Below are 24,912 nucleotides of genomic sequence, written 5' to 3'. Positions count from 1 at the left end.
TCCACAGCAGCGGCGGGCCGCATGGCATTTCTTGCTGCACTGGCTCTGACAGCGGTTTTGGCGGGCTGCGCAGCGCCTTTGCCACACGATGTGGAGCGCCCCATCTCTTCGGCTTTCAGCACACCCGAAGACACCGAGCTGGGCCGCCTGATCGCTACCGCCCGGCCGCCCACGACCAAACCCAATGCATCGGCTTTTTCCCTCCTGGCCGGCCCGCAAGCGGCCTATAGCAGCCGACTGGCCTTGGTTGACGGCGCCCAGCAAACCCTGGATTTACAGTATTACGCCATTCATGCCGACCAAAGCACCAGCCGGCTGTTGCGAAGCATTGTGCAGGCCGCCAGACGCGGCGTGCGCGTGCGCGTGCTGCTGGACGATTTTCACAGCACGGGGCCGGATGCACAGGTGATGCGCTTGGCCTTTGTACCGAATATCGAGATGCGCATGTTCAACCCGCTGGCTGGCTCGCGCAGCTCCAGCCTTGGGCGGGCCTGGACCATTCTTACGGACTTCCAGCGTGCCCAGCAGCGCATGCACAACAAGCTGTTCGTGGCAGATAACGCCCTGGCCGTGATCGGCGGGCGCAATCTGGGCGATGCCTACTTCGATGCGGCACAGGATGACAATTTCGTGGATCTGGATGTGCTGAGCGCGGGCAGCATCGTCAAAGACCTGTCTCACAGCTTTGACAGCTACTGGAACAATGTGCGCGCCTACCCCGTGCAATCGCTGATCAGCAAGCAGGATTTGCTGCAGCTGCAAGACCAGTTCAAACGCGAAGATCAAGCCCAGCATGCTTCAGAGACTGCCGCCCAGTCCCCTGCCGAGGCCCGCTCCAGCATCTGGGACGAAAAGCCCATGGACTTGCAAGGCGTCGCCTGGACCTGGGCACTGGCCGCCGTGCTGGCGGACAGCCCGGCCAAAATCCCCACCGAAGCCGACCAAAGCAGCAGCAACACGACAGACCCGGGCAGCCCGGGGCCGAGAGCACAGCTGCAGCACAGCGCTCCACCCCCTACCGGCTTGCACAGGCTGGCAGCTCCAGCGCAGCAGGCCGATTCTGTGGTCGATGGCTTGCTGACCCTGGTACGCAACGCCAGCAAAGACCTGCTGGTCGTCTCGCCCTACTTTGTGCCTGGGCCGGAAATCATGACCGCCTTCAGCGCCGCCCGCGAGCGCGGCGTGCGCATCCGCGTGCTAACCAACTCCCTGGCCTCCAACGATGCACCGCTGGCCCATGCTGGCTACGCACGCCATCGCAAGCAATTGCTGCAGATGGGGGTTGAGTTGTACGAGCTGCGCAGCGAGGCTGCCAATGTCAGTTCGGCGTTTCGTGCCGGCTCCACGGGTAGCTCGGGCGGCAGCACAGGCAAATCGCGCGCCATGTTGCACTCCAAACTGCTGGTGGTTGACGGTCGGCTGGTCGTGATCGGCTCCATGAACCTCGATCTGCGCTCACAGCTGCAGAACACCGAAATCGCCGTGCTGATTGCCAGCCGCTCCTTTGGCAGCCAGGCCGCCGGCAGCATTGAGGAAACCCTGTCGGAAAACAGCTGGCAGGTAGAAATAGCCAAGGATGGCGAGCTGATTTGGCGAGCCCCCAAGGACAGCGATCGCACCGATATGCGCACCGAGCCCGATGCCAGCCTGCCGCTGCGACTGATGCTGCAGCTGCTGGGCCCACTAGCTCCGGACCGGCTGCTTTAAATTCTCAGGCCGCCTCAGGCCAGGACCACTCCTGCGCCAGATCACGCTGCGGTAGCGCTGCCACCCAGGCGCTGATGGCCAGCTGATCGGTTTGCGTGCGCAGCTCCTGATAGGCAATTTCGGCTTGGGGAAAGCGTCTGCGCATCAGATTGAGCCATTGCTTCAGGCGCCCAGCACGCTGGCGCGGCTCCAGATCCTCGCAGACCATATGCCAGAAACGCTGCACCTGGGGCAGCAGATCGGGCCAGTCCACGGGCCGGGCTGCAGGCGCATCCTCCTGGCCCAGCGCCGCGCGAATCGCCAACGCCAAGCCCGGGTCGGCCACAATGCCGCGGCCCAGCATCAGATCCTCGCAACCCGAAACCTCCAGGCAGCGCAAAGCCTCCTCCACCGTCCAGATCTCGCCATTGGCCACCACAGGCACGCTCACCGCTTCGCGAATGCGCGGAATCTCCTCCCAATAGGCGGGAGGACGGTAGCCGTCGAGCTTGGTGCGCGCATGGACCACGATTTCGCAGGCACCGCTATCGGCCATGGCCTGGGCGCACTCCGTCATCAAGGTGCGGTCGTTGAAACCCAAACGCATCTTGGCGGAAACCGGCATATGCGCAGGCACGGCAGAGCGCACGGCAGAAACCACACGGGCAATCTGCTGCGGATCCTGCAGCAAGGAAGCACCGCCGCCATGGCGGTTGACCACCTTGGCCGGGCAGCCAAAATTCAGATCAATCCCCTCCGGCCCCAGGCGGGCCAGATTGGCCGCGTTTTCGGCCATGCTCACAGGGTCCGAGCCCAGCAACTGCGCACGCACGGGCACGCCTGCCAGCGTCTTGCTGCCATTGCGCAGCTCGGGCATGGTGCGCAGATAGACCTTGTCCGGCAGCACAGAGCCGGTGATGCGAATGAATTCGGAGACGCAGCGATCCGAGCCGCCCACACGGGTCAGCACATCACGCAGCACAAAATCCAGCAGCCCCTCCATGGGCGCAAGCAACAGTCTCATTTCGCGTACCGGAACAAATTTCAATAAAAAATGGCTAAAGCGCTTAAAGCTACATAAACAATAGCATCACCTGACCGCGTCGCATGTTTGAGCGGCAGCCGATTGTGGAGCATCCCAACCGCTTTGCTTTGCGCAAGACCCGAGATTCATACCTCTGTCATGGTCGTGACTTGCAATAGCCGCTTGATTTCACTCTTGCCGCTTTTACCGACTGCCATGTTGCTGCAAAAAACCGCCAAAGCCCTTGAAGAACTCCAGCCCGGAACCCGCATGCTGCCGCAGCGCGCGCGCTCCGTGCTGCTGATGGCAGGTGGCAAAAGTCTGGTCGAGCTGCAGCAAATGCTGGGCCTGGAACATGCACAACTGGCACAGCAGCTGATAAGTGAAGGCTATCTGCAACTGCAAACCGGCACGCCACAGCAAACAACAGGCATTCCGACAGGCATCCCAACCGCCGATCCCGCGCCAAGCCCGGCTGCACCTGCAATGGCACCATCTACCATGTCCATGGCCGGAACGCGCATGTATCTATTTGACCTGTGCGAGCGCCTGTTTGCCAACCGCCAAGAAGCACTGGCTCAGAGCCTGCGCCAGCAATTGCGTGCAGCGCGCGACATCATCAGCCTGCGCGAAGCAGGCTTGGCCATGCTTGATGCGGTACAGGAACATGCGGGGCAAGAGCGTGCCAGCGCCCTGCGTGAGCAGCTTTCGGCCTTGCTGGAAACGCATGCAGACATAGACGCGGATATCGCAGCCTGAGGCCGGGCTCCGTGCCTGGCGTCCGATTTCAGGCCCTGCTCAGCGCTTGGCCGCCAGTCGCCACAGCGAAGTCACTTCCGCCGCGCGGGCCGCATGCAGCGGATCTTCCCTGTCCTGCACCTTGCCATGGCGGGGGCGTATATCGTCACGTCCCAGCACCTCAAGACCAGCTTCATCTATCCAGGCTAGCAGGCTTTCGCGTGTGCGCAGTTTCAGGTGCTCGGCCAGATCGGACAAGATCAGCCAGCCTTCGCCGCCGGGCAGCAAATGCCCACGCAGGCCTTGCAAAAAGCCGCGCAGCATGCGGCTGTCTTCGTCATAAATGGCTTGATCCAGCAGCGATGCGGCCTTGCCCGGCAGCCAGGGCGGGTTGCAGACAATCAAACCGCTTTGGCCCTGTGGGAACAGATCGGCCTGCAGCAGCTCTGCCCGGGCACTCAATCCCAGGCGCTTCAGATTGTCCTTGGCACAGGCCAGAGCGCGCTCGCTCATGTCCGTGGCCAGCACTTTCTGCACTCCGCGCTTGAGCAGCAGGGCCGACAGCACGCCGGTACCCACGCCGATATCCCAGGCCACGGCCTTGCCGGCAGCCGGAATTTCCGCTTTGGCCACCAGGTCCAGATACTCGCCGCGCACGGGCGAGAACACGCCGTACTGCGCATGGATGCGGGCATTCTTGCCCAGAGCAGCAATCTCCACGCCCGCTTTGCGCCATTCATGGGCGCCCACGGCGCCCAGCAGCTCGCGCAAGGGGATCAGCACCGTCTTGGCACCGGCCTGGGTCGGTACCGGGCCCCAGGCTTCGGCACAGGCTTCGCTCCAGTCAGGAGCACGGCGCAAGGTGCAATGCCACTGCGCATCCAGCTCGATCAGAATGCTGGACAGCAGACGCGATCGCTGGGCCTGAGCCTGGCGGTGCAAATGAAAGGCGTGGGGAAAAACGGCCGCAGGGGCGCTGGCAGCCTTGGTGTTCTTGCGTGGAGCACGCTCCAGCCTACGGCTCAGCGCCAGCATCAGCTGGCGGGCATTGTGAAAATCGCCGCGCCAAACCAGGGCCGAGCCCTCACAGATAAGCTTGTAAGCCGCCTGGGCGGACAAAGTGTCGTCGGCCAGTTGCAGACGCTTGGGCTGCGGCATGGCACTTTGGGTGCGCCACAGGGCCTGATGTGTTTGATCAAGACCTTGCCACTGCAACAAGGTAAAGGCCAGGGAAGAGGATGTATCAGAATTCACGGCCTTACCTTGTGAGAAACGGCGAACGAAAGAGAGAGCGTTTAGCCGTTGAGAGGGCGCTTGACGCGCACTTCTTCGATCTTGATGCTGCCGATGACAGCTGTCTTGGCGGTAGACATTTCGCGCTTGAAGCCCGCCATTTCGTGGAAACGCAGGGCACGCTCGTTGCGCAGCGGGATCCAGGCGGTCACGTTGGTGCAGCCTTCTTCCAGCAGACCATCGCGGGCGGCATCCCACAGGGCGATGCCAACACCTTGACTCCAGTGAGCGGGAGAGGCATAGATTGCCCAAATCTCACCGGTGGTCTGGCGAGACTTCTCATCGCGTGAGCGGTCAAAACCGACGAAACCGACGATCTTGTCGCCTTCGATGGCAACCTGAACCTGGGGTTCGCAAAATTCAATGGCTTCGCGCCAGTAAGCCTGACGCTTTTCAACAGACGACATGGACTTCAACTGGTCGTCGGGGATCAGCCCACGGTAAGCCTCCAGTGCGGAAGCAGTATGGATCTGGGCAATCGCTTTTGCATCGCGAAGAGTGGCGGGACGAACCTGGATACTAGACATGGAAAAACCGGGACGTAAACATGTGAGAATAGGAAGGCCGCAATTGTCTACGGATTCCATTTTTAAGTACGCGCCATGGCAGTAAGCCATGCGCGCAAGTACGGCTGTCCGTAAATTCTTGCCCCAGGGCAAACGATGTGCTATGCGCTCACCAAAATGAAGCAGCTAGCACAAGCCCATCAAGGGTTTGCTTGAGATTTGATACAAAATTCAAACAGCTGCAACCCGCTCTATCGCCGCCATGGACGATGCGGAAGTTGCCCCCGCAGCAAGCGGATGCCGCGCCCCTACCGCTCGAATCCGGCTAAAACCAACGGCGCATGAAATCCATCACGCGATCGAATTTCTCGCCAAAAGGTGGATAAAGCAGGGAAGTGGCGGCCCAGCGCGACTGCACAAAGACGGCTTTCTGGTGCGTAAAGCGCAAAAATCCTTGCTCCGAATGGTAGGCACCCCAGCCGCTATCGCCCACACCGCCAAACGGCAGATTGTCGTGAGCCACATGCAGCAAGGTATCGTTCACGCAGACACCGCCGCTGACGGTGCGGGCCAGCACCGCATCGCGCTCGGTCTCGTTGTTGCCAAACCAGTACAGGGCCAAAGGCCTGGGACTGGCGTTGATGGCATTGATCACATCCTCGATGTGCTCGTACGAGATCACCGGCAGGATGGGGCCAAAGATTTCCTCTTGCATCAGCTGCATCTGCCCCGTGGTGCCAAACACCAGCGCCGGCGCCAGCTGACGCTCCACGGCCTCACCCCAGCTCGTCGCATCGCCTTCGGCCGCAGGCGCCGCCGCCTCGTGCATCCAGTGCACTTGCGCGCCCAGGCTCTGGGCCTGGCGCAGCATCTGCTTCAAGCGCGCCAGATGGCGCTTGCTGATGATGGCCGTGTAATCCGGGTTGCCCGAGATCGAGGGGTAGAGCTTTTGCACGGCAGCCCTGAAGGCCTCGGCAAACGCTTGCTCCTGTCCGCGCGGCAGCAGTACATAGTCGGGCGCAATACAGGTCTGACCCGCATTGACCAGCTTACCATAGGCAATCTTGAGCGCGACCTCCTGCATATCGCAGCTTTGCGAGAGTATGCAAGGCGACTTTCCGCCCAGCTCCAACGTGGTGGGCGTCAGATGCACCGCCGCCGCCTGGGCCACGCGGCGCCCTACAGCCGTGGAGCCGGTAAACAGCAAATGGTCGAACTGCAGACCCGAGAATTGCGTGGCGACGCCCGTATCGCCCTGGATCACACAAAATTCGTCGGGGGCAAAAAAACGGGCCACCAGCTCGGCCATCTTGGCCGAGGTGTGCGGCGTCAACTCGCTGGGCTTGAGCATGACGCGGTTGCCCGCAGCCAGCGCAGTGATGGCAGGCGCCAGCGACAGCTGCACCGGATAATTCCAGGGCGCGATGATGCCTACCACCCCCAGGGGCTGGCGCTCGACCCAGGCCTTGCCCGGCTGCAGCATCAGCGGAGTACGCACGCGCTGGCGCCTGGACCACACTCCCAGATGCTTGAGCGTGTGCTTGAGCATGTTACGCACCAGCATGAGATCAAGCATCTCCGTCCAGCGCTCGGAGCGCACGCCAAAGTCTGCCTGCACGGCGGCAGACAGCTCGGCACCGCTTTCCACCAGCATTTTCTGCAAGCGCAGCAGGCGCTCGCGGCGCACCAAAATGGGCACGTCCACCTGCGCGCGGCTGGCTTGGTATTGCAAGTCAAAAATGCGGTGCAAGTCCATGTAGTTCATGCCTGTCTGAAAAGCTCTTTAATCACAGCCTCAACCATAGCCTGAGACTGCGTAAACACGGCGTAAAAAAAGAGCCTGATGCATACAGCATCAGACTCTTTGGTACGAATGAGAGGCCGTCTGCAACCCAGTATGAGGGCTGCAGACGGCCTTGTCATTACGACTCGTGCACTTCGCGTGGCTGCACGTCGGTCACGTCGCCGGCGCCCGGCAGCACGCCACGACGCGAGCGCGAATCGCGTTCTTCAGCCGCAGAGGCCTTGCCCGACGATTGCGCCATCCACTCGGCACCCGAGCGGTACACCGTCTGCCAGCCGGCAAACGGGCTCATGCCGCCCATGCTCATGGGCATGATGGGCTGGCCGGTGAGCCTGGCCCACAGGGCACGCAGGCCCCAGAGCAGCGCCAGCGAGCCGGCCACTGCCATCAGGCACAGAAAGAACACCAGACCCACCAGCATCAGCACGATGCGGATGGCCCAACGGGTAGCGGTGGTGGCGAAATCGTTCAAAGCAAAACCTTTCTATTGCTCAAGAAGCTCAGGCAGTGCCCGCGGCCTCGAACCTGAATACCCCGGGCGCAGTGACCGGGTCCACTTGTACAGAGATGGTACTCTTGGGCAGGAACTTGCCTTCAAGTAACAACTTGGACAGCGGGTTTTCAATACGCTGCTGAATCGCACGCTTGAGCGGACGGGCACCGAACACGGGATCGAAGCCAACCTTGGCCAGCTCGGCCAGAGCCTGCTCGGACACCTGAATGCCCAGATCCATTTTCTCCAGACGACGCTCCAGCAGTTTGAGCTGAATCTTGGCGATTGCCTCGATATTGCGTGCGTCCAGCGCATGGAAGACCACGGTCTCGTCGATACGATTCAAGAATTCGGGTCGGAAATGGGTTTTAAGTTCCCCCCACACCGCTTCTTTGATGTCATCGGCGTCCTGACGCACCATGGCCTGGATCAAATGCGAACCAATGTTGCTGGTCATCACGATCACGGTGTTCTTGAAGTCCACCGTGCGACCCTGGCCATCGGTCAAGCGACCATCGTCGAGCACCTGCAGCAGCACATTGAAAACATCGGGGTGGGCTTTTTCCACCTCATCGAGCAGCAGCACGCTATAGGGCTTGCGGCGCACGGCTTCCGTGAGGTAGCCGCCCTCCTCGTAGCCCACATAGCCTGGTGGCGCACCAATCAGACGTGCCACAGAGTGCTTTTCCATGAATTCGCTCATGTCGATGCGCACCAAGTGGTCTTCGCTGTCGAACATAAAGCCTGCCAGCGCCTTGCACAGCTCGGTCTTGCCCACGCCGGTGGGGCCCAGGAACAGGAAGGAGCCTGTAGGGCGATTCGGATCGGACAGACCCGAGCGCGAACGGCGGATGGCATTGGCCACGGCAGAGATCGCCTCCTCCTGGCCCACCACACGCTCGTGCAGCTTGTCTTCCATGCGCAGCAGCTTGTCTTTTTCGCCCTGCATCATCTTGGCCACGGGAATGCCGGTGGCACGGCTCACCACCTCGGCAATTTCCTCGGCACCGACTTGTGTGCGCAGCAGCTGGTTGGCGGGCTTGCTGCCGCCTTCCTCTTCGTTCTGGGCTTCATGCAACTGCTTTTCCAAAGCAGGCAGCTTGCCGTATTGCAGCTCGGCCACCTTGTTGAAATCGCCTTTGCGCTTGAACTCCTCGATCTGCACGCGGATCTGGTCGATCTCCTTGCGGATCTGCTCCGAACCCTGGGCGCTGGCCTTCTCCGAAGTCCAGACCTCTTCCAGATCGGCGTATTCACGCTCCAGATTCTCGAGTTCTTCCTCAATCAAGGCCAGACGCTTTTGCGAAGCCTCGTCCTTTTCCTTCTTCATGGCTTCGCGCTCGATCTTGAGCTGAATCATGCGGCGCTCGAGCTTGTCCATGACCTCGGGCTTGGAGTCCATCTCGATCTTGATCTTGGCCGCAGCCTCGTCGATCAGGTCGATGGCCTTGTCCGGCAGAAAACGGTCGGTGATATAGCGGTGCGACAGCTCGGCCGCCGCCACGATGGCGGGGTCGGTAATGTCCACGTTGTGGTGGCTTTCGTACTTGACCTGCAGCCCGCGCAAGATGGCAATTGTGTCTTCCACCGAAGGCTCGTTAACCATCACCTTCTGGAAGCGCCGCTCCAGCGCCGCGTCTTTTTCGATGTACTTGCGGTACTCGTCCAGCGTGGTGGCACCCACGCAGTGCAACTCGCCACGCGCCAGGGCGGGCTTGAGCATATTGCCTGCGTCCATGGCTCCATCGGCCTTGCCGGCGCCCACCATGGTGTGGATTTCGTCGATGAAGAGAATGATCCGGCCTTCGTCCTGCGAGACTTCCTTGAGCACGGATTTGAGGCGTTCTTCAAAATCACCGCGGTACTTGGCACCCGCCAGCAGGCCAGCCATGTCCAGCGACAGCACGCGCTTGTTCTTCAGGGATTCAGGCACTTCACCGGCCACAATGCGCTGGGCCAGACCTTCCACGATTGCGGTCTTGCCCACGCCGGGCTCACCAATCAGCACGGGATTATTCTTGCTGCGGCGTTGCAGCACCTGAATGGCCCGACGGATTTCATCGTCGCGGCCGATCACGGGGTCAAGCTTGCCGCTGCGGGCACGCTCGGTCAGGTCCAGGGTGTATTTTTTGAGGGCTTCGCGCTGGCCTTCGGCTTCCGCGCTGTCCACGTTCTGCCCACCGCGCACGGCGTCAATGGCCGACTCCAGACTGGAGCGGCTGACACCGCTTTCCTTGAGCAAAGCGCCTGCACGGCTGGACGAGCCCGCGCCATCGGCCAGGGCCAACAAAAACAGCTCGCTGGCGATGAACTGGTCGCCACGCTTCATGGCCTCCTTGTCGGTGGCCTGCAGCAGACGGGCCAGCTCCGAGCCCACTTGCACGTCGCCTTGCTGCTGCACGCGCGGCAGATCGGCCATGGCCTTCTCGGCCGAGCTCTTGAGTTGCTGCACATTGCAGCCTGCACGCTGCAGCAGCGCGGACGGACCGTCGGGCTGGCGCAGCATGGCAACCAGCAGATGCAGAGGGTCGATGGTGGATTGATCGGCGCCCAGCGCAAGCGACTGCGCATCGGCCAAAGCTTCTTGAAATTTGGTAGTCAGTTTGTCAATTCGCATAGTGTGGGTCTCCACTCCATAACAGATTCATTGCTCATAATCTAAGCACATAGCGGAGATTTTCAAGGTCTGCGCCTGCAACAAAGTCTCCGGCTTGCGCCAGATCAAAGGCCATCCATCGCGGCACACCAGCGCCCGTCAAGCATCCTGCTGCAGCCGGGAAAACTGCGTAGGAGTCATGCCCAAATGCGTACGAAAGCTGCGCAGCAGGTGACTGGCGCTGGAAAAACCCGTCTGCGCCGCCACCCGGGCCAGCGTCGGCCTGTGTCCCGATGCCGCCAGCAAGCTGCGTGCCTGGCCCAGCCTGCGCTGCAGCACCCAGTCATGAACGGTGCAGCCCATGCTCTGGTGAAACATGCGGGCAAAGTGAAACTCCGACAGACAGGCCACCCGGGCCAGAGCCTGCAGCGTCAGCGCCTTGCTGTCTGCCAGATGCGCCTCGACATAGTCCAGCACCCGGCGGCGCGCCAGCGAAGACAGACCGCCTGCCACTCTGAGCGCAGCCTGTCTGCGCTGGGGCGTTGCCGATTGCAGCACCAGGCTGTCCAGCACCTGCTGACTCAACGTATCAGCTTGCAGCCAGCTGGCTGCATCGCTCCAGTCCAGCGCGTCCAGCGTCTGCGCCCAGCGCAGATAGGTGGCATCCTGGGCATAGATTTGCGGTGCAGGCGCATGGCTGCGCGGCTCGGCATCAAGCAGGCGCACCACACGCTCGGCCCAGGCCTGATCCGAAACGTAGAGATGCAGAAAGCGCACCGGCTCGCGCACCAGCCATGACGATTCATGCTGCGCCGGAAAAATGCAAAAACGCCCTGCCTCACCGCGCGCATCCGCATCGCCCTTGAGCTGCGAGCCCTTGCCACCCGCCAGATACACGCTGAGCGTGTGATGGCTTTGCCGGCTATAGACCACCTCGTCATCGCGATTGGCCCAGACCGCCAGTTGCAGCGACTGGGTCAGCTTCGCCTGCCGCTGCAGCTGCGCGTGCGACTGCGCCAGCACCTGACAAAGATGCTGTTGCGGTGGTCGGGATAAAGACTGCAAGGCAGGCGCGTGCATGGCCCATTGTGTCCCAGCGCTTCAACCAGGCCTGTGCATCCCGGCTTGCAGCGCCACAAAACCGCAGGAAAATGCAATGCCGCAACCAGGCCGCCGCGCATCATGGCCAGCATCTTGTGATTGCCGAGAAAGCCATGATGTTGCCTTTGTATGCCCTGGTCGTGCTGATCTGGGGCTCCACCTGGATCGCGCTGAAAATGCAGCTGGGCAGCGTGCCCATAGAGATCTCGATTGCCTACCGCTTTGGCCTGGCCGCCCTGGTTTTGTTTGCCTGGCTGGCCCTGAGCCGCCAGTGGAAAGTGCCGCGCGGCCCGGCCGTGCCGCGGGTGCTGGCACAGGGTCTGTGCCTTTTCAGTCTGAACTTTGTCTGCTTCATGCACGCCAGCGAGACGCTGACCAGCGGCCTCGCCGCCGTGGTCTTCTCCAGCGCCAGCATCTGGAACGCACTGCTGGCCCGACTGATCTATGGCCGCAGGCTGGCACCCCATGTGCTGGCCGGCAGCAGCCTGGGACTGACGGGTCTGGTCATTCTGTTCTGGCCCGAGCTGGCCCAGGGCCAGCATGCCAGCTGGCAGGGTCTGGCCTGGGCTCTGGGGGGAACGCTATGCTTTTCTTGCGGCAACATGCTCTCCGCCTCGCTGCAGAAGCTGGGCTACAAGCCGCTGCATACCAATGCCTGGGGCATGCTGGCGGGCACGCTACTGCTGGCGGTCTATGCGCTGATGGCAGGCCTGCCATGGACGTTCGACACCCGCCCCGGCTACACGGCGGCACTGCTGTATCTGGCGCTTCCCGGCTCGGTGATTGCCTTTACTGCCTATCTGACACTGGTGGGCCGACTCGGCCCCGAGAAAGCCGCCTATGCCACGGTGCTGTTTCCCATCGTGGCACTCAATATCTCGGCCCTGGTCGAGGGCTATGCCTGGACAGGCAGCGGCCTGCTGGGTCTGGCCCTGGTAATGGCCGGCAATGTGCTGGTCTTCAAGCCGCCGCGCTGGATGGTGGGACTGACACTTCAGAAATCGTAGCTTAATGCGCTTTATGCACAAGGGCTAGAGCCAAATTATTCATAGAATTTCAGATGCTGCATCCTCACCGCCCCACGCCAGCCGCACTGCGCAACTCAGACTAGCTCCAACGCGCCAGTGCCTGTTCATCGCTGACGCGGGCATCCACCCAGCGCGCGCCCTGCGGGGTTTCTTCCTTCTTCCAGAAAGGCGCTTCGGACTTGAGAAAGTCCATGATGAATTCGCAGGCCTCAAAGGACTTGCCGCGGTGGGCGCTGGTCACGGCCACCAGCACGATCTGCTCCATGGGTTGCAACAGGCCGATGCGGTGAATGACCTTTGCGCCGTAGATGTCAAAACGCTGCACGGCCTTGTCAATGATGGCTTCTATGCTTTTTTCGGTCATGCCCGGGTAATGCTCCAGCTCCATGCTGGAGACGGCATCGCCCTCGTTGCGGTCCCGCACCGTGCCCACAAAGCTGCAAACCGCGCCTACGCGCGCATCGCCGGCACGCAAGGCGGCGATTTCGGCACTGAGGTCAAAGTCCTGGGTCTGAATGGATACACGGGCAGCAGTCATGCCTGCATTGTCGCAGGCCAGCAGGGGAGGCGGGAGAGCATTAGGATGACGGATAACGCACAGAGCAGGCAGACACTGCCCTCGCCGCGACTTCTTCACGCCCATAAAGCCAGAGCCATGGTCACCCACACAATCAACACGCCCACCTACACGCTCTATCCGTCGCCGCGCAACGAGCATCGGATCATTTTTGAGTTCCAGGTTTTCGTGCCCCACCCCTACGCCATCATTTACCTGCCCGACTACAACTTCAAAGGCAAGGCCACGCTGTTCTCAGCCCACCGTGTGGCAGACGGCAAATCGGGCCACCTGGTGACTTGCGAGCTGGCCGAAGATCTGGCCCGCTTTGAGCGCCTGTTTGAACCCGATTGAGGCATTGACGCCATGGACGACACCAGCCAGATCCAGCCACCGCCCAGTTTTGCCGAACTGTTTCGCACGCGCAGCGGCAAGCTGTCCGCACCAATTGCCGAGGTCGTGGCCCGCTACGAGCTGTGCGAAGACCTGGCCAGCCATCTGACGGAGCAGGCACAGACGCTTTATCACTCGGGCAACTCGTCCGAAGAACAGGTGCTGCTGGGCATGCATGCCGGTCTGGCCTCCGAGGGTTCTGTAGTCAGCGCGGGCGAAGCCGGCTGGATCGTGCAGCGCATGGCCGAGTTGCTGGAATGGCGCGCACCCCAGCTGCCCGAGAACGGCGAAGATTAAAGAGAAATCAACCTCCAGCCCTTGTTGAACAAGCGCTGGCAGCTATCAAAACAAAAGCCGTGCAGCAAATACTGCACGGCTTTTGTTTTTTGCGTCTAAGCGCGTAGGCGCTGATTACTCGCCTGCTGATCCAGCGCTCTTCCAGTCCGCATAGCGGTTCAGAATGCGCTGCACTTGGCCATGGGTCCACTCCCCGCCCTTGGCGGCCGCAATGCCGCGGGCATTGAGTTCGGCCGCCATGGCCCGGTGGGTCAGGCCTTTTTGCAGCAGTTCGGCAAACAGCGCCTCATGCTGCCTGGCAAAGGCATCGGCTGCCGATTTGCGCTTTTCCACCGTGGCGCGGATATTCGCCGCCCCGGCCGTACCCAGCTTGACACCGCGCTCGCGCGCCTCGGCCAGCGCCTTGCGCGTGCGGGAGCTGATCTCGGGGTTGATTTCAGTGGAAAGCGAATCGGCAGTTTCGGTCATGGCATTACGGGTGGGATATAGCTCAGGGTCTGACCCAGGAACCATAACAGGAACAGTACCACCGGCGCATGCACCAGCAATTGCACAAAGTTGAAGCCGATCAGATCACGCGCCTTCAGACCCAGCACGCCCAGCAGCGGCAGCATGTAGAAGGGGTTGATCAGATTGGGCAGCGCTTCGGCCGCGTTGTAGATCTGCACGGCCCAGCCCAGGTGGTACTGCAAATCATTGGCCACCTGCATCACATACGGTGCTTCGACAATCCATTTGCCGCCGCCCGAGGGCAGGAAAAAGCCCAGCACGGCCGAGTACACACCCATGAGCACGGCATAGGTGTCGTGCGTGGCGAAGTTGGTGAAGAAGGTGGAGATATGGTGGGCAATGCTTGCACCCTCCGCGCCCTTGACTTCCGTCATGATGGCCGCAATCGCGCCGTACAGCGGGAACTGGATCATCACACCGGTGGTGGTGGGCACGGCGCGGGCCACGGCATCCAGAAAGCTGCGGGGACGCCAGTGCAACAAGGCTCCGGCCATCAGGAAAATCAGGTTGTAAGTGTTCAGCCCCGAAATCGCCTGAATGAAAGGCTTGCTGGAGAACTCCTCCACCATCCAGCCCACGGTCAGCGCCACCAGCAAGAGGATGAGAATCGGGCTGTGCTCCAGCCATTCACCGGGACGGGTGGGCTTGGACTGCTTGTGCACCACTTCGTCGCTGATGTCCACCTCGCACTGGGCCGCATCGCGCGCCGTCTTCTCGCCAGGCGCTGTCATATAGGCCACGACGATGGAGATCACCATCAGCACGCCCAGCAGCACACCCGACTGCCACAGGAAAATGGTCTGCGTGAACGGAATCACGCCCGTAATCGCCAGAATGCCGGGCGGCAGGCTGGCGGCATTGGCCTGCAGCTGCGCTGCCGACGAAGAAATGCCCAGCGCCCACACGGCACCCAGGCCCAGATAGACGGCGGCGCCAGCGGCACGGTAGTCCATCTTGATATCGGTGCGACGTGCCAGCGCCTTGACCAGCAGACCGCCAAACACCAGGCTCAGACCCCAGTTGAGCAGCGATGCAGTCAGGGACACAAAAGCCACCCAGGCCACGGCCTGGCGGCCATTGCCTGGAACGCGGGCCAGCGATTGAATCAGCTTGGATGCGGGCTTGGAGCTGGCCACCACATAACCGCCAATCACCACAAAGGCCATCTGCATGGTGAAGGGGATCAGGCTCCAGAAACCCTTGCCAAAGGCCTTGCTGGTTTCCTGTACCGGCGCGCCGATCGCAAATGCGGCCAGCACCACGATGGCAATACCGGCGACGGCAAACACCCAGGAATCAGGGAACCACTTTTCCGCCCAGCTCGCGCAGCGCATTGCAAAACGGGCCGTGCGGGTCTCCTCCATATTGACGTGAGTTGTCATGAGGTAACTCTTTCAGTTTCTTTTAGAAAGACGGGATTCTCATAGAGGCTCACTATTAAATGAATGAAATGATCCATGGGTAAACCCTGGTAGGTATTTGCACCGGTTGCGCTTCGTGCCGCGGCAATTCAATAAAAAGCGGCCTGCACATCACATGCAGGCCGCTTTGGACATTACCGGCAGCCGGAGCGCTGCCTACTATCAGCCTCCCGTCACCGGCGGGAAAAACGCTACTTCATCGCCGCTCTTGAGTGCTGCATCGCCCAGGCACATATCCTGATTCAGCGCCATGCGCACGGCCTTGCCGTGGGCCAGCGCTTCGGCGGCGGACGGGCTTTGCCCCATCAGCTCCTCGCGCAGCGCACCCACGGTGGCGGCGGCGGTCTGGCGCTGCTCGCTGCCTGTGCCCATGGCTTCTCGAATCGAGGCGAAATAACGCACGGTAATAGTGTTGATGCCGCTCATGCCATTAGCTCCGAAAACGGAATGAAGCTCACGCTGTCTCCCTCGGCAATCGTGGTGCCGGCGGGGTTGTCCACCACACCGTCACCCCAGGCGGTGGACGTCAGCACGCCCGAGCTCTGGTTTCTGAACAGCTCCAGCCCGCCACGCTGGTTATAGCGCACGCGCAGGAATTCGCGGCGCTTGTCGCCCTTGGGCCAGACAAAATCGGCCCGCGCCTGTATGGCACGCGGCAGCACGTTCTGCACGCCTTGCAGGCGCAGCAGGAATGGGCGCACCAGCACCTGGAAGGTCACAAAGCTGGAGACGGGATTGCCGGGTAGACCGATGAAATGGGCAAAGCCATGGTCTTTGCGGTTCACGCGGCCGTAGGCAAACGGCTTGCCGGGCTTGATGCTGATCTGCCAGAGATCGAGCTGGCCCAGCTGCTGCACGGCGGGCTTGATATGGTCTTCCTCGCCTACGGAGACGCCGCCGCTGGTGACGATCACATCATGGTTTTGCGCCGCTTGCTCCAGCGCCTTGACGGTGGCTTCGCGGTCGTCGGGAACAATGCCCAGATCCGTCACTTCACAGCCCATGCGCAGCAGCAACGCACGCAGGAAAAAGCGGTTGCTGTTGTAGATGCTGCCAGGCTTCATGTCCTGTGGCGCAACAGTGCCGGGCATGACCAGCTCGTCGCCCGTGGAGAACATGGCCACGCGCGGCTTGCGCGCCACGGCCAGCGTGGCAAAACCCATGCTGGCGGCCAGACCCAGATGGGCAGGCGCGAGGCGGGTGCCCGCCACAATGACGGTGGCGCCCTGCTGGATATCGTCACCCGAGAGGCGAACCCACTGTCCGACCTCGGGCCTGGACTTGATGCGCACACGGCCGTCGTCCAGCACTTCGCAGTCTTCCTGCATGACGATGGCATCGGCTCCAGCCGGTACGGGCGCGCCCGTGAAGATGCGGGCCACCGTGCCTGCGGCCAGAGCATCCGGCGCCGTGCCGGCGGGTATGCGCTGGGAAACGGGCAGCACGGCATCGCCGCTGGCGCATTCGGCCGCACGCACGGCATAGCCGTCCATGGCCGAGTTGTCTTGCGGCGGCACCTGCAGCGGCGAGACGGCGGCCTCCAGCAGCACGCGGCCGTCGGCATCAAAGGTATCGACCTGCTCGGAGCCCGTCAGCACCAGGGCGTGTGCCAGCAGCTCCTGCAAAGCCTCGTCCAGCGGTTTGAGGGGCTTGCGTGGTGTTTGCATTGCTTTGTCCTTGTTCAATTTCTGTACTCCAGCTGCGGGCCCCGGGCCAGCAGCCATTGCAGCACTTGCTCGGGCCGGTTCAAGTCCAGTACCGGCTGCGTGGGCAGCTGCGGCAAATCGGCGGCCGCATCGGTCGCCACCGCCAGTACCCGGGCATCCTGCGCATACAGCGGCTGCAGAGGCTTGCCGCTGTCCAGCCGGTCCTGCTGATGGCGCCAGACCTCGATCTTGGGCAGATCGCCATGCTTGAATCCCTCGATCAGCACCCAGTCCACCGCCGGATCCAGCTGCGCCAGCATCTGCTGCACCGACAGCTCCATGGGTTGGGGGTACTCGCGCATCAGCGCCAGTCGCTGATCGGAAGCCAGCAGCACCTCATAGGCCCCGGCCTTGCGATGACGCCAGCTGTCCTTGCCCTCACGATCCACATCGAAGTGGTGGTGGGCATGCTTGATGACCGAGACCTTGAGCCCACGCTGCGTCATCAGCACCACCAGAGCCTCAACCAGCGTGGTCTTGCCTACGCCCGAATATCCGGCAAAGCCTATGACCTTCATGCCAGCAGCATCCCGAAATACTCACAATTTAATAGCTTCATGCGCTTATGGTAATTGGGCATAAAGCCAATTTGACTCTAAAAAATAGAAAAGCACCTGCAGCCGGGCTCCAGGTGCTTTCAAGCTTAACGCTGCCCCGTTTTACTTGCAGTTTTCAGCGATAAAGGCCTTGACCTTTTCCACATCGCAAGCCATCACCACCACGCGCTTGGGCAGGGCTTCGATGCCCTCAAACTTGGCAGGACGATCGGGCAAGCGGCCCAGGGCCTCTTCGATCGTGGCGGCGAACTTGATGGGCAAGGCGGTTTCCAGCACGATCATGGGCTGGCCATCCAGGTATTCGCGCGCCACCTTCACGCCGTCGGCCGTGTGGGTGTCGATCATCTGACCGAAGCGCTGGTACGTGTCCTTGATCGTGGCCAGGCGATCGGCGTGCGTACTCTTGCCGCTCACAAAACCATATCGGGCAGCCGCGTCCTTGAAGGCTGGATCTGCGCTCAGATCGAATTGACCGTCCTTGGCCACACCCTGGTCAAACAGCTGCTTGGTACGTGCGCCATCGCGGCCGACCAGGTCGAACACAAAGCGCTCGAAATTGCTGGCCTTGGAGATGTCCATCGAGGGGCTCGATGTCTCATAGGTGTTGGCCGCGCCGCGCACCTGATAGACGCCGGTACGGAAGAACTCGTCCAGCACATCGTTTTCGTTGGTGGCCACCACCAGCTTGGCAATCGGCAGACCCATCTGGCGTGCCACATGGCCGGCGCAGATGTTGCCGAAGTTGCCGCTGGGCACGGCGAAGCTCACTTTTTGCTCGTTCGAGCTGGTGGCTTGCAGATAGCCGGCAAAGTAATACACCACCTGGGCCAGCAGACGCGCCCAGTTGATGGAGTTGACGGTGCCGATCTTGTACTGGGCCTTGAAGGCGTGATCGTTGCTGACGGCCTTGACGATGTCCTGGCAGTCGTCAAACACGCCTTCGATGGCGATGTTGTGGATGTTTTCGTCCTGCAGGCTGAACATCTGTGCCTGCTGGAAGGGACTCATGCGACCGTAAGGGCTGGTCATGAAGACACGCACGCCTTTTTTGCCGCGCATGGCGTATTCGGCCGCGCTGCCGGTATCGCCACTGGTGGCGCCCAGAATATTCAGCTCTTCGCCGCGGCGGGCCAGTTCGTACTCGAACAGATTGCCCAGCAGCTGCATGGCCATGTCCTTGAAGGCCAGCGTGGGGCCGTTGGACAGGGCTTCGATATGCAGCATGCCTTCCAGCTGGCGCACGGGAACGATGGCCTCGGTGCCGAAGACTTCCTGGGTATAGGTCTTGGCGCACAGGGCGCGCAAATCGTCGGCCGGAATGTCGTCGATGTATAGCGACAGAATCTCGAACGCCAGCGCGGCATAGCCCTGGGTGGCCAGGGTTTCGCGCAGCTGGCTCAGCTTGGCATCGTCAATCTGGGGATAGCTCTCGGGCAGGTACAGACCGCCATCGGGCGCCAAGCCTGCCAGCAGAATGTCACAAAAACGCTTGCGGTCTGCGTGACCGCGGGTGGACAGATACAGCATCTCAAACTCGCCAAAAACTAAAATTCAAAACGGGCAGCCAAAACGGGCAGAACTTACGCCGCCAAGCGCAACATTATCGGTCAGCAGGCTGGCATTCACTAGGCGTAAATGCAGAGACCGGTCAACGCGGTTTCACCTGAACGGTTAGCTCAAGCCAATCAGGGCTGGAAATAGCGCTCTGCATCGGGCTTGAGATAGGGTTTCAGTTTCTTGAACGAAATATCCACCCCGCTGCCCAGACACGCACCCATGGCGTGGCCAATGCCCGAGATCACAAAGCTCATCTTGTCCGGCTTGTTCAGCATCAGCGCCATGTATTCAGGCAAAAAATCGTTGCACTCCCTGTCGTCATGTGGCTCGGGTTGACTGGCAAGATTCTTTTGAATGAAGCCCGACATCTGCGGGCTGAACTCCAGCCTGTACTCCCCATACTTCGCGCCCGTGAACAGACGTGTGAAGTCCATATAACCGCCGCGCAGCAAGTCCAGCACAAACGGATCGAAATGGTTGTTGGGGTGAGCACCACCACATCCGTTGGAACCCGACTCCACCACGCTCATCAACGCAGTGGATAGATAGCTGACCTTGATTTCTTCATTGTTGTAGTTGCCCAGCGAGCCTGCTTCCGGGCCGCTGCTCAGGTAAATCGAGCCCACACAGCCCAGCGCCTCCAGGTTCATGCCCCAGTGGCGCTGCTCCAGCACGGCATTGGTTTGGCTCAGAATTTTGGCATCAGGGTGACGCGTAAGACGTGGATACCAGAACTTGGTGCGTGGGTCCTGCACCGGGCGCCAGGCCAGCGATGGATTGATCACAACCTCTTTGCCCTGCTCCAGCTTTTGCTCTGCCATTTTCAGATAGTCATAGGGCGTGCTTTGTGCAGAAAGGGCTACGCCTTGTGAAACACTGCTCCCGTAGCCCTGAACAATTGCATTGGTCACAGCCTCTACGCCATGTGGCGCTATCTTTTCAGGATCGTACTTCGCAATGTGTTTAAGGCTTAGAGGCAGTTTTTTGCCTTGAAAACCATCGACCCACTCCCCCACCAAAGCCTCACCCTGGAGGCGCAACCGCCACTGCATGCTGCGCTGTTTGGCATCTGCAAACAAAGGCATATCCGTCTGAGCGCGACGCCATTCGTCATTGACCGGCAGTGCTTCTGCCAAAGCGCCCAGAGTGCCTTTGAGCGGGATGTCGACACCATTGCGCACATAAAAGTAACGCCCTTCGCGCTCACCGCCTGCCTTGGGCTGACCCAGCTCCATCACCACCTCCGCCCGACCCAGTGTGCCGCGATAGACATCTACGGGCGCAGCCTGCGCGCCCGTCGCCGCAAAAGCAAAAAAGGCCGGCGCCATGAGGCGCCAGCCTTTGAGAAGACCTGCAGTGCGCTCATCGCACTGAACAGGGACAAATCCGGGTTGAGTGCAATCAGACATGCCAACCTCCGAAACCATCATGTTGGGAACGGCCACTGACCTAGGTCAGTGACACCAAGCAAGGGCCGACCCGCAGCGATGGTGTCGTCCCCTTCCGCGAAGCAGAGAGGGGGAAGCGGCGGGGCCGCCTAGGCAAAGCCGCTCAGGGGGTGAACTCCAATCAGTTCAGCTCTTCCTTGCGGATGCGGTTGATGGGCGCCAGCACGGTGGGCAGGCTCTGGATTTCGGCCAGCGCCTTGTCCATATCGCCTTCGCGCGTATCGTGCGTGAGGATGATGAGGTCGGTCTGGGTCGAGCCCTCGCCACCCACTTCATCGGCTTCGCGCTGCAGCACGGCATCGATGCTGATGCCGGTGTTGGCCAGAATACCGGTGATCTTGGCCAGCACGCCGGCTTCATCGGACACGCTGATGCGCAGGTAGTAGCTGGTCACCACTTCGCTCATGGGCAGCACGGGCAGATCCTTGCCGGCTTCGCGCAGCGTGTGGCTCTGGAAGGCCAGAGGCGGCACGCGGTGGGCCGCGTCAGCGCCTTGCAGACGGGCGATGTCCACCAGATCGGCAATCACGGCCGAAGCGGTGGGCTCGGAACCTGCGCCCTTGCCGTAGTACAAGGTGGTGCCCACGGCATCGCCATGCACGACCACGGCGTTCATCGCGCCTTCCACATTGGCGATCAGGCGCTTGGTAGGCACCAGCGAAGGGTGAACGCGCAGCTCGATGCCCTTGTCCGTGCGCTTGGTGATGCCCAGCAGCTTGATGCGGTAGCCCAGTTGCTCGGCGTACTTGATGTCGGCCGAAGACAGCTTGGTAATGCCTTCCACGTGCGCCTTGTCGAACTGCACGGGAATGCCGAAAGCGATGGCGCTCATCAGCGTGGCCTTGTGGGCGGCGTCCACGCCTTCGATGTCGAAGGTCGGGTCGGCTTCGGCGTAACCCAGACGCTGGGCTTCCTTGAGCACCACGTCGAAGTCCAGGCCCTTGTCGCGCATTTCGGACAGGATGAAGTTGGTTGTGCCGTTGATGATGCCGGCCACCCACTGGATGGAGTTGGCGGTCAGACCTTCGCGCAGCGCCTTGATGATGGGAATGCCACCAGCCACAGCGGCTTCATAGGCCACGATCACGCCCTTCTCGGCCGCGGCCTTGAAGATTTCAGAGCCGTGCACGGCCAGCAGCGCCTTGTTGGCGGTGACCACATGCTTGCCGGCGGCAATCGCTTCGAGCACCAGGGCCTTGGCAATGCCGTAGCCGCCAATCAACTCGACCACCACGTCGATCTCGGGGTTGGCGATGATTTCGCGGGCATCGCCAACCACCTTGGCCTTGTCACCCACCACGCTCTTGGCGCGCTCGGTATCCAAGTCGGCCACCATGGTAATTTCAATGCCACGACCCGCACGACGGCGAATCTCGTCTTGGTTGCGTTCCAGCACATTGAAAGTACCGCTGCCCACGGTGCCAATGCCTAACAGGCCTACTTGGATTGGTTTCATAAACTACTTCAGGTCAAAAAAACACTTGAGCCCTTGATTGACAAGCGCTTCAAGCTATCAAAAAGAAAGTGTTACGCGGCCTTTTCAGCCTTGCTTGCCTTGAGCACCCTGGCATCGACCGCCTTGGGCTTGTCGGTGCCGTGGCGCTTGCGGTACTTCTCGAGGAAGGAAGCCAGACGGTTGATGGCTTCGCGCAGATCGGCGTCATGCGGCAAAAAGACAATCCGGAAGTGATCGGGGTTGGGCCAGTTGAAGCCCGTGCCCTGCACCAGCATCACCTTGGTTTCCTGCAGCACTTCGAGGAAGAACTCCTGGTCGTCCTTGATGGGATAGACCTCGGGGTCCAGGCGCGGGAACATGTATAGCGCACCCTGGGGCTTGACGCAGCTGACGCCGGGAATGGCGTTGATCAGCTCCCAGGCCAGATCGCGCTGCACGCGCAGCCGGCCGCCTTCCTGCACCAGTTCGTCAATGCTCTGGTGACCGCCCAGGGCCGTCTGCACGGCCCACTGGCCGGGCACATTGGCGCACAAACGCATGTTCGAAAGCATGTTCAAGCCTTCGATGTAATCCTTGGCAGGCTTTTTGTCGCCCGAAATCACCATCCAGCCCGCACGGTAGCCGCAGGAGCGGTAAGCCTTGGACAGGGAGTTGAAGGTCAGGGTCAGCACGTCGATGGACAGGCTGGCCAGAGGCACGTGCTTGGCATCGTCGTACAGCACCTTGTCATAGACCTCGTCGGCAAAAATGACCAAGCCGTGCTCGCGCGCCACCTCCACGATTTCCAGCAGCAACTCCTTGGAGTACAGCGCGCCTGTGGGGTTGTTGGGGTTGATGACCACGATGCCCTTGGTGCGCGGCGTGACCTTGCTGCGCAAATCCTTCATATCGGGCATCCAGCCGTTGGCCTCGTCGCACATATAGTGCACGGGCGTGCCGCCCGAGAGGCTGGTGGCCGCCGTCCACAGCGGATAGTCGGGGGCCGGCACCAGCATTTCATCACCGGTATCCAGCAAGGCATTGGTGGCCAGGCTGATCAGCTCGGAGGCGCCGTTGCCCAGGTAGATATCGTCCAGCGTCACGCCCTTGATGCCCTGATGCTGGGTTTCGTGCATCACGGCCTTGCGGGCGGCAAAGATGCCCTTGCTGTCGGAGTAACCGGCCGAGTTGGGCAGGTTGCGGATCATGTCCTGCTGGACTTCCTCGGGCGCATCGAAGCCAAACACGGCCAGATTGCCGATATTGAGCTTGATGATCTTCTGGCCATCGTCTTCCATCTTCTTCGCCGCGTCCATGATCGGCCCGCGGATGTCATAACAGACGTTGGCAAGTTTGGCGGATTTTTGAACGGTTTTCATGCGAATGAAGGGGGTAAGGATTTCAAGCACGCCATGATGCACGTTACACCACGGTGAAACCTATAATTTGACCACAGTTCCGCCGAGCAGCAATGTCCCCACCCTCGCTGCATGGAGACCCCAGCCATCGCCCCCGCAATCGCCTGCGATTGCGCACACTCTTGCACCATGAAATTCCAGGCCGACAAATCCGACGCGCAATCCATCACCGGCTATGGCCCGGGCTGGCTGGCGGTAGACAAGCAAAACTACGCGCACAGCCTGCTGCTGGGCTCACACGGCCTGCTCAAGGAATGGAATTGCCGAAAGTTCGAGGATCTGACTGCCGAGCACTTTGAAGAGCTGGCAAAGCTCGATGCGGAAGTCATCATTTTTGGCAGCGGCAGCAAGAACCGCTTTCCGCCGGCCGCCTGGCTCAAGCCTTTGATGGCCAGACGCCTGGGCCTGGAAACCATGGATACCCCAGCAGCCTGTAGGACATACAACATCCTTTCTGGCGAAGGCCGTAACGTGGTTGCGGCCCTACTCTTGGAGTAGACTCCTCGCCCCTCATTGAGGCAAATACGTATTTCAGGGTAAAATCGCAGGCTGCGGCTGGGGGTAATTCGCAACAAAAATAACAATATCGACGAACACCCTCGGCATTTCAACGAATACACCCGAGAGATACAAGCGCATGGCTATCGTTGTCAACAAACCCCTTCCCGAATTCGAAGCCAACGCAACCGGCGGGATCAAGGTGTCCAACACCTCCCATACAGGCCAGATTCTGATCCTGTATTTCTACCCCAAGGACAATACGCCCGGTTGTACCACGGAAGCTATGCAGTTCCGCGACAAGTACAAGGACTTTGTGAAGGCCGGTGCTACGGTGTTCGGTGTGTCTCGCGACAACATGAATTCGCACAACGACTTCAAGGGCAAGCTCGAGCTGCCCTTCGAGTTGATCGCTGATACCGAAGAAAAGATGTGTCACATGTTCGGCGTGGTCAAGAACAAGATCATGTACGGCAAGAAGGTCAAGGGCATCGAACGCTCCACCTTCCTGGTCGGCGCAGACGGCCTGCTGGCACAAGAGTGGCGCGGCCTCAAGGTTCCCGGCCATGTGGACGAAGTGCTCGCGGCGGTCAAAGCCATGAAGACACAAGACAAAAAGGTTGCCTAAACCAGCGCCTTGAGACTTTGAAGCACCGACACACCGCGATTCAAAGTCTTTATCGTGCTGCAGCTGCCAAGAATCGAGAAATCTGCCTTCCAAGGCTGCTGAGCTATGCATAATGGGCCCATGCCCCAGTGCAACAGAGTTTCTCTTTTTCACCCGATCAAAGCCGCCTCGGTTTCCAGGCGGCTTTGTGCTTTTTGACCCTTGTTGAGGAACGGTTCG

Annotated in this window: 24 protein-coding genes; 7 read left to right on the top strand and 17 right to left on the bottom strand. The window is 60.8% G+C overall.

The genetic code is table 11. The features are described from left to right. Window positions 1-21 precede the first annotated feature (21 nt). Complete coding sequence (locus tag ACNAZA_RS02760; RefSeq protein ID WP_415794852.1) at window positions 22-1,707, top strand: phospholipase D-like domain-containing protein; 1,686 nt, start codon at window positions 22-24, stop codon at window positions 1,705-1,707. Window positions 1,708-1,711: 4 nt separating this feature from the next. On the opposite strand, the gene ACNAZA_RS02755 is transcribed toward ACNAZA_RS02760, so the two are convergent. After that, window positions 1,712-2,710: a tRNA dihydrouridine synthase gene (locus ACNAZA_RS02755; RefSeq protein ID WP_415794851.1), complete on the bottom strand. Its 999-nt coding sequence runs from the start codon at window positions 2,708-2,710 to the stop codon at window positions 1,712-1,714. Between the two features lie 216 nt (window positions 2,711-2,926). Here ACNAZA_RS02755 and ACNAZA_RS02750 point away from each other — a divergent pair, with 216 nt between their 5' ends. After that, on the top strand, window positions 2,927-3,469 hold the full coding sequence (locus ACNAZA_RS02750) for a hypothetical protein (RefSeq protein WP_415794850.1): 543 nt from the start codon (window positions 2,927-2,929) through the stop codon (window positions 3,467-3,469). Window positions 3,470-3,508: 39 nt separating this feature from the next. Here the strand turns inward: ACNAZA_RS02750 and ACNAZA_RS02745 are convergent, their stop codons facing one another. The 6 genes from ACNAZA_RS02745 to ACNAZA_RS02720 form a co-directional block, all read right to left on the bottom strand. Next, window positions 3,509-4,666 (bottom strand): methyltransferase, encoded by a 1,158-nt coding sequence (locus tag ACNAZA_RS02745; RefSeq protein ID WP_415794920.1) that lies wholly within the window; start codon window positions 4,664-4,666, stop codon window positions 3,509-3,511. 77 nt (window positions 4,667-4,743) lie between these two features. After that, window positions 4,744-5,268, bottom strand: a complete 525-nt coding sequence (locus tag ACNAZA_RS02740; protein ID WP_120966626.1) for a GNAT family N-acetyltransferase — start codon at window positions 5,266-5,268, stop codon at window positions 4,744-4,746. 304 nt (window positions 5,269-5,572) lie between these two features. Next, the gene (locus ACNAZA_RS02735) at window positions 5,573-7,012 is read right to left on the bottom strand and encodes a coniferyl aldehyde dehydrogenase (RefSeq protein ID WP_415794849.1); all 1,440 of its coding nucleotides are present in this window, start codon (window positions 7,010-7,012) and stop codon (window positions 5,573-5,575) included. 157 nt (window positions 7,013-7,169) lie between these two features. Beyond that, entirely contained in the window at window positions 7,170-7,523 is a 354-nt protein-coding gene (locus ACNAZA_RS02730; protein ID WP_120966624.1) for a hypothetical protein, read from the bottom strand. Between the two features lie 28 nt (window positions 7,524-7,551). Beyond that, window positions 7,552-10,161, bottom strand: coding sequence for an ATP-dependent chaperone ClpB (gene clpB, locus ACNAZA_RS02725; RefSeq protein WP_415794848.1), 2,610 nt, complete (start codon window positions 10,159-10,161; stop codon window positions 7,552-7,554). A gap of 138 nt (window positions 10,162-10,299) precedes the next feature. Then, complete coding sequence (locus tag ACNAZA_RS02720; protein ID WP_415794847.1) at window positions 10,300-11,220, bottom strand: helix-turn-helix domain-containing protein; 921 nt, start codon at window positions 11,218-11,220, stop codon at window positions 10,300-10,302. 134 nt (window positions 11,221-11,354) lie between these two features. Between ACNAZA_RS02720 and ACNAZA_RS02715 the strand changes: the two genes are divergently transcribed. After that, entirely contained in the window at window positions 11,355-12,248 is an 894-nt protein-coding gene (locus tag ACNAZA_RS02715) for a DMT family transporter (RefSeq protein WP_415794846.1), read from the top strand. Between the two features lie 100 nt (window positions 12,249-12,348). Here ACNAZA_RS02715 and moaE read toward each other — a convergent pair whose 3' ends face one another. Then, window positions 12,349-12,807 (bottom strand): molybdopterin synthase catalytic subunit MoaE, encoded by a 459-nt coding sequence (gene moaE / locus ACNAZA_RS02710; RefSeq protein ID WP_415794845.1) that lies wholly within the window; start codon window positions 12,805-12,807, stop codon window positions 12,349-12,351. A gap of 117 nt (window positions 12,808-12,924) precedes the next feature. Here moaE and ACNAZA_RS02705 point away from each other — a divergent pair, with 117 nt between their 5' ends. Further along, window positions 12,925-13,179 (top strand): hypothetical protein, encoded by a 255-nt coding sequence (locus tag ACNAZA_RS02705; RefSeq protein WP_415794844.1) that lies wholly within the window; start codon window positions 12,925-12,927, stop codon window positions 13,177-13,179. A gap of 12 nt (window positions 13,180-13,191) precedes the next feature. Beyond that, window positions 13,192-13,515 carry a hypothetical protein gene (locus tag ACNAZA_RS02700; protein WP_415794843.1) on the top strand — a complete coding sequence of 108 codons (324 nt, stop codon included), beginning with the start codon at window positions 13,192-13,194 and terminating at the stop codon, window positions 13,513-13,515. Between the two features lie 114 nt (window positions 13,516-13,629). On the opposite strand, the gene ACNAZA_RS02695 is transcribed toward ACNAZA_RS02700, so the two are convergent. The 9 genes from ACNAZA_RS02695 to ACNAZA_RS02655 all read right to left on the bottom strand — a co-directional run bounded on the left by ACNAZA_RS02695 (window position 13,630) and on the right by ACNAZA_RS02655 (window position 23,528). Then, complete coding sequence (locus ACNAZA_RS02695) at window positions 13,630-13,983, bottom strand: recombinase family protein (RefSeq protein WP_415794842.1); 354 nt, start codon at window positions 13,981-13,983, stop codon at window positions 13,630-13,632. Further along, window positions 13,980-15,407: a short-chain fatty acid transporter gene (locus tag ACNAZA_RS02690; RefSeq protein ID WP_415794841.1), complete on the bottom strand. Its 1,428-nt coding sequence runs from the start codon at window positions 15,405-15,407 to the stop codon at window positions 13,980-13,982. Before ACNAZA_RS02690 ends, ACNAZA_RS02695 begins: the two co-directional genes overlap by 4 nt. 201 nt (window positions 15,408-15,608) lie before the next feature. Next, entirely contained in the window at window positions 15,609-15,872 is a 264-nt protein-coding gene (gene moaD, locus ACNAZA_RS02685) for a molybdopterin converting factor subunit 1 (RefSeq protein WP_415794840.1), read from the bottom strand. Beyond that, window positions 15,869-17,113 carry a molybdopterin molybdotransferase MoeA gene (locus tag ACNAZA_RS02680; RefSeq protein ID WP_415794838.1) on the bottom strand — a complete coding sequence of 415 codons (1,245 nt, stop codon included), beginning with the start codon at window positions 17,111-17,113 and terminating at the stop codon, window positions 15,869-15,871. Before ACNAZA_RS02680 ends, moaD begins: the two co-directional genes overlap by 4 nt. Window positions 17,114-17,127: 14 nt before the next feature. Next, window positions 17,128-17,670 (bottom strand): molybdopterin-guanine dinucleotide biosynthesis protein B, encoded by a 543-nt coding sequence (mobB, locus tag ACNAZA_RS02675; RefSeq protein WP_415794837.1) that lies wholly within the window; start codon window positions 17,668-17,670, stop codon window positions 17,128-17,130. 141 nt (window positions 17,671-17,811) lie between these two features. Beyond that, window positions 17,812-19,236 (bottom strand): threonine synthase, encoded by a 1,425-nt coding sequence (thrC, locus tag ACNAZA_RS02670; RefSeq protein ID WP_415794836.1) that lies wholly within the window; start codon window positions 19,234-19,236, stop codon window positions 17,812-17,814. A 158-nt stretch (window positions 19,237-19,394) separates the two neighbouring features. Then, window positions 19,395-20,675, bottom strand: a complete 1,281-nt coding sequence (locus ACNAZA_RS02665; protein ID WP_415794835.1) for a hypothetical protein — start codon at window positions 20,673-20,675, stop codon at window positions 19,395-19,397. A 160-nt stretch (window positions 20,676-20,835) separates the two neighbouring features. Then, window positions 20,836-22,170, bottom strand: a complete 1,335-nt coding sequence (locus ACNAZA_RS02660; RefSeq protein WP_415794834.1) for a homoserine dehydrogenase — start codon at window positions 22,168-22,170, stop codon at window positions 20,836-20,838. 71 nt (window positions 22,171-22,241) lie between these two features. After that, window positions 22,242-23,528, bottom strand: a complete 1,287-nt coding sequence (locus tag ACNAZA_RS02655; RefSeq protein ID WP_415794833.1) for a pyridoxal phosphate-dependent aminotransferase — start codon at window positions 23,526-23,528, stop codon at window positions 22,242-22,244. A 168-nt stretch (window positions 23,529-23,696) separates the two neighbouring features. Here ACNAZA_RS02655 and ACNAZA_RS02650 point away from each other — a divergent pair, with 168 nt between their 5' ends. Both ACNAZA_RS02650 and ACNAZA_RS02645 read left to right on the top strand, forming a co-directional pair. Beyond that, window positions 23,697-24,065, top strand: coding sequence for an Mth938-like domain-containing protein (locus ACNAZA_RS02650; protein ID WP_415794832.1), 369 nt, complete (start codon window positions 23,697-23,699; stop codon window positions 24,063-24,065). A gap of 139 nt (window positions 24,066-24,204) precedes the next feature. Next, entirely contained in the window at window positions 24,205-24,693 is a 489-nt protein-coding gene (locus ACNAZA_RS02645) for a peroxiredoxin (protein WP_120966608.1), read from the top strand. Window positions 24,694-24,912 lie beyond the last annotated feature (219 nt).

Source organism: Comamonas aquatilis (assembly GCF_965139575.1).
In the GTDB taxonomy this organism is placed as follows: domain Bacteria; phylum Pseudomonadota; class Gammaproteobacteria; order Burkholderiales; family Burkholderiaceae_C; genus Comamonas; species Comamonas aquatilis.
The sequence above is the reverse complement of the archived record's forward strand: the minus strand, read 5'-3'. Positions and strand labels throughout refer to the sequence as shown.

Excerpts from the sequence above, each read along its gene's own strand:
- moaE (WP_415794845.1), bottom strand. The coding sequence starts at position 12,807 with ATGACTGCTGCCCGTGTATCCATTCAGACCCAGGACTTTGACCTCAGT.
- ACNAZA_RS02740 (WP_120966626.1), bottom strand. The coding sequence starts at position 5,268 with ATGTCTAGTATCCAGGTTCGTCCCGCCACTCTTCGCGATGCAAAAGCG.
- ACNAZA_RS02645 (WP_120966608.1), top strand. The coding sequence starts at position 24,205 with ATGGCTATCGTTGTCAACAAACCCCTTCCCGAATTCGAAGCCAACGCA.
- ACNAZA_RS02695 (WP_415794842.1), bottom strand. The coding sequence starts at position 13,983 with ATGACCGAAACTGCCGATTCGCTTTCCACTGAAATCAACCCCGAGATC.
- clpB (WP_415794848.1), bottom strand. The coding sequence starts at position 10,161 with ATGCGAATTGACAAACTGACTACCAAATTTCAAGAAGCTTTGGCCGAT.
- ACNAZA_RS02700 (WP_415794843.1), top strand. The coding sequence starts at position 13,192 with ATGGACGACACCAGCCAGATCCAGCCACCGCCCAGTTTTGCCGAACTG.
- ACNAZA_RS02750 (WP_415794850.1), top strand. The coding sequence starts at position 2,927 with ATGTTGCTGCAAAAAACCGCCAAAGCCCTTGAAGAACTCCAGCCCGGA.
- moaD (WP_415794840.1), bottom strand. The coding sequence starts at position 15,872 with ATGAGCGGCATCAACACTATTACCGTGCGTTATTTCGCCTCGATTCGA.
- ACNAZA_RS02665 (WP_415794835.1), bottom strand. The coding sequence starts at position 20,675 with ATGTCTGATTGCACTCAACCCGGATTTGTCCCTGTTCAGTGCGATGAG.
- ACNAZA_RS02660 (WP_415794834.1), bottom strand. The coding sequence starts at position 22,170 with ATGAAACCAATCCAAGTAGGCCTGTTAGGCATTGGCACCGTGGGCAGC.
- thrC (WP_415794836.1), bottom strand. The coding sequence starts at position 19,236 with ATGCTGTATCTGTCCACCCGCGGTCACGCAGACCGCAAGCGTTTTTGT.
- mobB (WP_415794837.1), bottom strand. The coding sequence starts at position 17,670 with ATGAAGGTCATAGGCTTTGCCGGATATTCGGGCGTAGGCAAGACCACG.
- ACNAZA_RS02715 (WP_415794846.1), top strand. The coding sequence starts at position 11,355 with ATGATGTTGCCTTTGTATGCCCTGGTCGTGCTGATCTGGGGCTCCACC.
- ACNAZA_RS02755 (WP_415794851.1), bottom strand. The coding sequence starts at position 2,710 with ATGAGACTGTTGCTTGCGCCCATGGAGGGGCTGCTGGATTTTGTGCTG.
- ACNAZA_RS02760 (WP_415794852.1), top strand. The coding sequence starts at position 22 with ATGGCATTTCTTGCTGCACTGGCTCTGACAGCGGTTTTGGCGGGCTGC.
- ACNAZA_RS02705 (WP_415794844.1), top strand. The coding sequence starts at position 12,925 with ATGGTCACCCACACAATCAACACGCCCACCTACACGCTCTATCCGTCG.
- ACNAZA_RS02735 (WP_415794849.1), bottom strand. The coding sequence starts at position 7,012 with ATGAACTACATGGACTTGCACCGCATTTTTGACTTGCAATACCAAGCC.
- ACNAZA_RS02690 (WP_415794841.1), bottom strand. The coding sequence starts at position 15,407 with ATGACAACTCACGTCAATATGGAGGAGACCCGCACGGCCCGTTTTGCA.
- ACNAZA_RS02650 (WP_415794832.1), top strand. The coding sequence starts at position 23,697 with ATGAAATTCCAGGCCGACAAATCCGACGCGCAATCCATCACCGGCTAT.
- ACNAZA_RS02680 (WP_415794838.1), bottom strand. The coding sequence starts at position 17,113 with ATGCAAACACCACGCAAGCCCCTCAAACCGCTGGACGAGGCTTTGCAG.
- ACNAZA_RS02655 (WP_415794833.1), bottom strand. The coding sequence starts at position 23,528 with ATGAAAACCGTTCAAAAATCCGCCAAACTTGCCAACGTCTGTTATGAC.
- ACNAZA_RS02720 (WP_415794847.1), bottom strand. The coding sequence starts at position 11,220 with ATGCACGCGCCTGCCTTGCAGTCTTTATCCCGACCACCGCAACAGCAT.